Here is a 6,775-nt window from a genome sequence, read left to right on the forward strand (position 1 = left end):
TAACCATAGTTAATCGCCCTTGAGGAAGTTTTATGTTGGCCGTTAAACGAGCGCTTAAACTCAATAACAACGAAGCGACTTTGATGGCAAAACACGCAGGATTCCGGCGCGTAGTATTTAATTTTGGGTTAAGCTTGCGGACTCAAATGTATAGCGAGGGGAAACTTACAGACTCGAAGGTACTCAACGAAGTCAAAAAAGTTCTCACCAAGCACGTCAAGAAACAGCCTGAATTTGCTTGGATGAACCAGTTGTCTAGCCGAGTCTACCAAAACGCATTAATTGACTTGAAAGATGCGTTTAGTCGATATCGTTTGGGGAAAGCAGGTCATCCAAAATTCGCCAGTCGCCGAAACGGTCAATGTTTTAGGGTCGATTCATCCAAGGGGAAAGTTCTGCTAAGTGCTGGCAACACAATTAAGATGCCTACCTTGGGAACGTTTCGGCCGCGCGTGCCACTAGAATGCGGTTACGTGTCTCAAACTTTCACTATCTCAAAAAAAGGAAGTCGCTGGTTTGTATCATTCTGTGTTGATGCAGAACGTCTACCAGTTGAGCAATCTCAGGCAGCCGTGGGAATCAATGTAGGTATTAAATATGCGGCCACCCTGTCAAACCAGCAAGTCTTTGACGCACCAAAACCTTTGAACCAAGCGAAAACCAAGCTTGCCACTTTACAGCGAAAAGCGTCCAAGCAGGTAAAAGGTTCCAATAACCAGTGGAAAACCTACAATAAAATTAGCAGAATTCACGCCCAAATAGCTTGTATTCGCTCAGATTTCCTTCACAAGTTAACAACTTATTTAGCTAAAACTTTTAAGCTCATCAAGATTGAAGACTTGAATATAAAAGGTATAATGGCAAATCACAAACTGGCTGGGGCAATATCCGATTTAGGATTTTACGAATTCAAGCGCCAACTTTATTACAAGTGCAAAATGTATGGAGCAACTTTAGTCCTGGTAGACCAAGGGTTCCCTAGTTCTAAAACCTGTTTCTAATTGTGGCACTAAAAAAGATATGCCACTAAGCATTCGGACTTTTGACTGTCCTGCTTGTGGCATCTCTATTAGATCGTGATTTCAACGCCAGCATCAACATTTTAAACTGAGACCCCTCGGCAGCCAGGGGGATAGCCTACTTATCTTGGGATTAGCCGTCTACCCAACAGCGTAGGAAGTAAACTCCGAATTGTGTCTAAAGATGGCTTTAGATAAGTTTAGATAAGTTTTACAAAGCAGTAGTGAGCAACCCAAAATTTTAGCTCCTAGTTCCAGCTCCCAGATGTATCTGTGGAGTAAATCTAAAATCTAAAATCGACTGAGGTATGCGGCGAAGATCTAACCCTGTACTACTGATTGAGGGGTGTCATACCTCGATCGCCCATTGATCTCAATTATTTATGGGATCTATCGCTCTGGTAGTTGCGAAAGCCATAATTTAAGCCATAATTGTTGATAATATCAATGGATGCCTCTCGATAGGAGTGGGTATCCATCGTGGCGCTTAACCCAAAAATAACATCAAACGGTAGCAGCAAAAACAACAACTATAAAAATAATTTAATAATCTACGTGGGCTCAGGGAAGTGAATATGTTTAACGCAACTGAACTGCTGATTAAGGCTTTTGTCAATCGGTTGATTGAAGGCTACCGCCACACTTATGGCGGGTTTAAATCTGACTATGGCGAGATTATTGCTTGGGTGGCGAGTATGGCTTTAGAAAATATTGCTAATAGCGATGCTCTTTACCATAATGTCGAACACACTATTTTAGTGACATTGGTGGGACAAGCAATTCTGGGTGGGAAGCACATCCGCGAAGGGGGTGTTTCTTGCGAAGATTGGCTGCACTTCCACATTGCTTTGCTATGTCACGATATCGGGTATGTTAAAGGTGTTTGTCGGCAAGATAGAACAGATTTGGGAATGTATGCGACGGGAATAGGCTCCCTGAAATTAACGCTGCCTCCGGGGGCGACGGATGCTAGTTTGATGCCTTATCATGTCGATCGCGGAAAAATGTTTATTGACGAGCGTTTTGGCGGTCACAAACTGATTGACGCTGAGCTGGTTAAGCATAATATTGAGCTGACTCGTTTCCCAGTTCCTACTGATGCAGATTATCAAGATACTGTAAATTATCCGGGTTTAGTTCGTGCTGCTGATTTAATTGGTCAGTTGAGTGATCCGCGATATTTGCAAAAGATTGCGGCGCTGTTTTACGAGTTTGAGGAAATTGGGCAAAATCGGGTTTTGGGCTATCAGAATCCGGGGGAGTTGCGGGATGGTTATCCGAAGTTTTATTGGAATGTGGTTTATCGGTATGTGAAGGATGCGATCGGCTATTTGGAACTGACGCAGCAGGGGAAACAAGTGGTTGCTAATCTGAGCGCCAATGTGTTCCGGGTGGAGCATTCTCAGGTTCCAGAGTCTGCTGTGGCTGTAGTTAGCTAGGGTTTGGGCGGATGTCCGGCGATCGCTTTTTTTTCGGATAAGTAGGTCGCTCTAATTAAACGTAAAATGCTCTTCTTTTATATCGCCGCAGCACTTAAAGAAGTCGTGGTTCTGGATATTCTTTTTTTTTAGCTCGGCTTACTTAAATCTGAACTTCCCCCTGCAAATATATTTACACAGGCTCAAAAGCCTCTAAGCACAAAGGTTTCAATGGTGGAGTAAAAAATTGTGTACCCATGTAGATGAGTGATATCTGTTTGTGATCGGCAATTATATTGAATCTACAACAATTGAGCGCGATCGCCTGCGTCAGCTATTGCTTATAAATGGGTACAAATTTTCAGATCAACAGTTGCATCCTTTGTAGAGTAAAAGTTTTAGGACTGTTAGTACATTTGTATGGGGAAAGTGCTGTTTAATCGGCTCACTGAATATCTGCGCGTCACAAGAAGAGTAGCCTGATTTTTTGCGGGGAAAGCAGTGGGCGAAAATGGAAGCGATCCAACGCTTGCAAGCAGTAGGATTGAGCGATGAGCAAATCGCGCAATGTTGGGATCTGACGCTACAAGAGATTAGACAAGTCGATTTGACAGAATAGAATATAAAGCGCTAATAATCGCTGATGGACTCCCCGGCTCAAGCTAGGATAGAGCATCCGATATCCCGTTTTGGCAAGTCGCCCACCCTGGAGAGTTGCGGAACACGCGATATAGCTCTTAATTCTAACAGGTATAACCGATTTTCCCACTGGGTAAAAATAATAGGTAAGTCATTTTAAAAGAGATTGACCGTGAGATTCATTAACCCCAAAATCGAGTTTGCATTCAAAAAAATATTCGGCTCCAACGAAAGCAAACCAATTTTAATCAGCTTTCTCAATGCCATGATTTATGATGGGAACCCCACCATTGCCGACCTAGAAAATATCGACCCGTATTTAGCATCGAGAGTTCCGTATCTCAAAGACTCTTACCTGGATGTCAAAGCTAGGCTTGCAGGAGGCGCAACTGTAATTATCGAAATGCAAGTTTTAAATGTAGCATCTTTTGCGAAACGGGTGGTTTACAATGCTGCGAAAACTTACTAAACTCAACTGATTCGCGGTCAAGGTTACTTTAAGTTAAAACCTGTAATTGCTTTAACAATTACTGATTTTGAAATATTTGAAAATGACCAAGAAGTAATTCCTCAATTTGTGTTTAAGGAGAAAAAGCGTTTATTTGATTATGTCGATCCAGAGATTGAACTGATATTTATAGAATTGCCCAAATTTAATAAACAATTAGATACTTTAGAAACTTTGACTGAGAAGTGGATTTATTTTATGAAAAATGCTCCCAGCTTGGAAATAGTGCCGTCAACAAAGGAAACAGTATCGGAAATACAGCAAGCCTTTGCGATTGCCAGTGAAACTAATTTGAATCCAGAGGAGTTGGCAGATTTAGAAGAACGCGAAATGTTTATTCTCGATCAGCAGGGTGTCTTGCTCAATGGAATTGAAAAAGGCATCGCACAAGGCAGAGAACAAGGCATCGCAGAAGGTAGAGAACAAGGTAGAGAAGAAGGAGTCGCGCTAGGAATGAGAGAAAAGGCTCTAGAAATTGCTAGGCAACTTCTGAATGTCCTTGACAATCAAACCATTAGTCAAACTACTGGTTTGAGCGTTGAAGATATCCAAAACTTGCGGAAGGAATAGAAAGGAAGGGAAAAAGTACGATCGCATAAGTAGTGCACCTTTTCTCGTTACCAGGCTGAGCCTAGTAGCGTAGGTTTTTGAGGGTTTGCCTCTTGGATTGAGAATTACGCTAAACATTAACTCTCATCCACTTAATGCTCAAGGATGAGTCTGCCCTCAGTCTAAAGGAAGATTTCATTAAACCAGTAAATTCCGTATGATGCTGTAAAAGTCAGTTATAGGGGAAAGCTATCTCCGACTCTAGCTCCGAATAACTGACCAATCTTACAATATAAAAAAATACATCTCATGACATCAGTCACTCCCAATCAAACTTCCTCTCAATACGAAGTTAGCGAACCAGAAGAAAAAATTGAGTCTCTGGTAGAAGAAGTTAAGGCAGAAATCGAAATCGATTTAGAGTTCCTTTACACCAGAGATATTGAATTCCGACAAGAAACAATTTATTTCATTGTAGTCGATCGGTTTTACGACGGCGACCCCGCAAATAACGAAGGCCCCAATCCAGAACTTTACGATCCAGAAGGGAAAGATTGGGGCAAATATTGGGGCGGCGACTTGCAGGGAGTTATCGACAAACTCGATTACTTAAAAGATATGGGAGTTACCGCAGTTTGGCTGACTCCACTGTTCGAGCAAGTTGAAGCATTATTTGTCGAACAAGCTGCAATTCACGGCTACTGGACTAAAGATTTCAAGCGACTAAATCCCCGCTTTATTGCCACAGGCGACAATCCTTCTATTAACCAAACACAAGAAAGTAAAGATACAGTATTTGACAAATTAGTATACGAGTTGCACCAGCGAAACATGAAACTCGTGCTCGATATTGTCTGCAATCACAGCAACCCAGATTTTAGCGGTAAAAAAGGGGAACTCTACGACGACGGCGTAAAAATAGCTGACTTTAACGACGATGAAGATGACTGGTATCACCACTACGGCGAAGTCACAAACTGGGAAGATGAATGGCAAGTCCAAAACTGCGAACTGTCGGGTTTAGCAACTTTCAACGAAAATAATATTGCCTACCGGAATTACATTAAGTCAGCAATTAAACAATGGCTCGACAGAGGTGTTGATGCTTTGCGGGTTGATACAGTCAAGCATATGCCTATTTGGTTTTGGCAGGAATTTAATGCTGACATTTTAACACACAGACCTGATGTTTTCATTTTTGGCGAATGGATTTACAGCGACCCTAGAAACGATCGTTCTGTGGAATTTGTCAACGAGTCGGGGATGACTATTTTAGATTTTGGTCTGTGCGTGGCAATTCGAGACGTATTGGGGAAGGGTGCCGAGGCAGGATTTAAGTTAGTCCAAGATGTCTTGAATTTGGATCACCGCTACTACGGGGCGACGGAGTTGATTACTTTTATTGACAACCACGATATGCCGAGGTTTCAGTCGTTGAATCCCGATCCTGAAATGCTGCTGTTGGCGATAGGTTTAATTATGACGACTCGCGGCATTCCCTGCATTTATTACGGCACCGAACAGTATCTGCACGATGATACAGATGGGGGAAATGACCCTTACAACCGCCCGATGATGGAAAAGTGGGATAGTGATTCGGCGATTTACCGAGAGGTGCGGTTGCTGTCGGGATTGCGACGGCTGAATCCAGCTATTTCGATGGGGAGTCAGTGGCAAAAATATCTAACTCCTGATGTTTATTGTTACGTGCGCCGCTATCGCGATTCTGTGGTGTTTGTTGCGATGAATCGTGGCAATCCTGTTACAATTGAAGAGGTTGATACTGAGCTGCCTGATGGAGAGCATACGGAGGTTTTATCGCGCCGCAAGTTTGAAGTTAAAGATGGGATGCTGTACAATTTAGAGTTGGGTGCGCGGGAAGTAATGATTTTTAGCCGCGTCGGAGAGCGAGTTAAGGCGACAACTATTGTGCGGGCGCAGCTTAACAGCGTTAGAACTCAGCCTGGGGAAAGAATTGTGGTGATTGGAGATTGTCCTGAATTGGGGAATTGGGATATTAGTAAGGGCTACCCGTTGGAGTATATCAATACTAATACTTGGTTTGGGGAAATTCCTTTTAATGAAAGTGCGGGGAAGCTGATTTCTTATAAGTATGCGCTGCTACGGGAAGGAATGTCGCCGCTGCGAGAAAATCTGGTTTGTCGCCGCTGGGTTTTAGTTTCGGAAGGGACTGTGAAATGGCGGGATAAGTGGGCGAGTGGACGGGAGTCTTAATAGTTTTGATTTGTGAGTTTTGAGTGAAACCGTTTTAGGCACATAAACCGGGTTTGATGAACGAAAATACTTCCTTAAGGCTTTCGATTATCTTTTTAAAACCCGGTTTATTTAGTAGGTACGTAACTGCTGTGAGATTTAATTATTAAATGCACCTCATAATTCCTTACTTTTTAAATATGACTTAGGTAATAAAGAGTTTGGCTTTTTCTCTATAGCAGTAAGGTGTGCATTGTGCATCCTCCAGGCGTGAGTTGTGGTGCGCTTCGGCGCACCCTAAAGTTTTATTAAGTAGTCAAACAAAATTAATTCCATAAACAACTAATATGATATAATAAAAAATATTAAGTTGTGTTCAAAGAGGTTTTATATGTTTTTACTTCGAGATATCAATCCACTTTCGTTGA

Annotated in this window: 3 protein-coding genes and 1 pseudogene; all 4 read left to right on the plus strand. The window is 42.3% G+C overall.

Annotated features, from left to right (window positions below; translation table 11 throughout):
• Positions 1 to 32 precede the first annotated feature (32 nt).
• The 4 genes and pseudogenes from QUB37_RS21830 to QUB37_RS21845 all read left to right on the plus strand — a co-directional run bounded on the left by QUB37_RS21830 (position 33) and on the right by QUB37_RS21845 (position 6,368).
• Positions 33 to 1,001, plus strand: a complete 969-nt coding sequence (locus QUB37_RS21830) for an RNA-guided endonuclease TnpB family protein (protein WP_333166015.1) — start codon at positions 33 to 35, stop codon at positions 999 to 1,001.
• Positions 1,002 to 1,594: 593 nt separating this feature from the next.
• Complete coding sequence (locus tag QUB37_RS21835) at positions 1,595 to 2,458, plus strand: Npun_R2479 family HD domain-containing metalloprotein (protein ID WP_333166017.1); 864 nt, start codon at positions 1,595 to 1,597, stop codon at positions 2,456 to 2,458.
• 790 nt (positions 2,459 to 3,248) lie between these two features.
• Positions 3,249 to 4,154, plus strand: a pseudogene (locus tag QUB37_RS21840) (Rpn family recombination-promoting nuclease/putative transposase).
• 288 nt (positions 4,155 to 4,442) lie between these two features.
• Positions 4,443 to 6,368, plus strand: coding sequence for an alpha-amylase family glycosyl hydrolase (locus QUB37_RS21845; RefSeq protein WP_333166019.1), 1,926 nt, complete (start codon positions 4,443 to 4,445; stop codon positions 6,366 to 6,368).
• Positions 6,369 to 6,775: the final 407 nt, after the last annotated feature.

It is taken from the genome of Microcoleus sp. AT3-A2, assembly GCF_036705685.1.
Classification (GTDB): domain Bacteria; phylum Cyanobacteriota; class Cyanobacteriia; order Cyanobacteriales; family Microcoleaceae; genus Microcoleus.

Coding starts and splice junctions, on each gene's coding strand:
- QUB37_RS21830 (WP_333166015.1), top strand. CDS start 33: ATGTTGGCCGTTAAACGAGCGCTTAAACTCAATAACAACGAAGCGACT.
- QUB37_RS21835 (WP_333166017.1), top strand. CDS start 1,595: ATGTTTAACGCAACTGAACTGCTGATTAAGGCTTTTGTCAATCGGTTG.
- QUB37_RS21845 (WP_333166019.1), top strand. CDS start 4,443: ATGACATCAGTCACTCCCAATCAAACTTCCTCTCAATACGAAGTTAGC.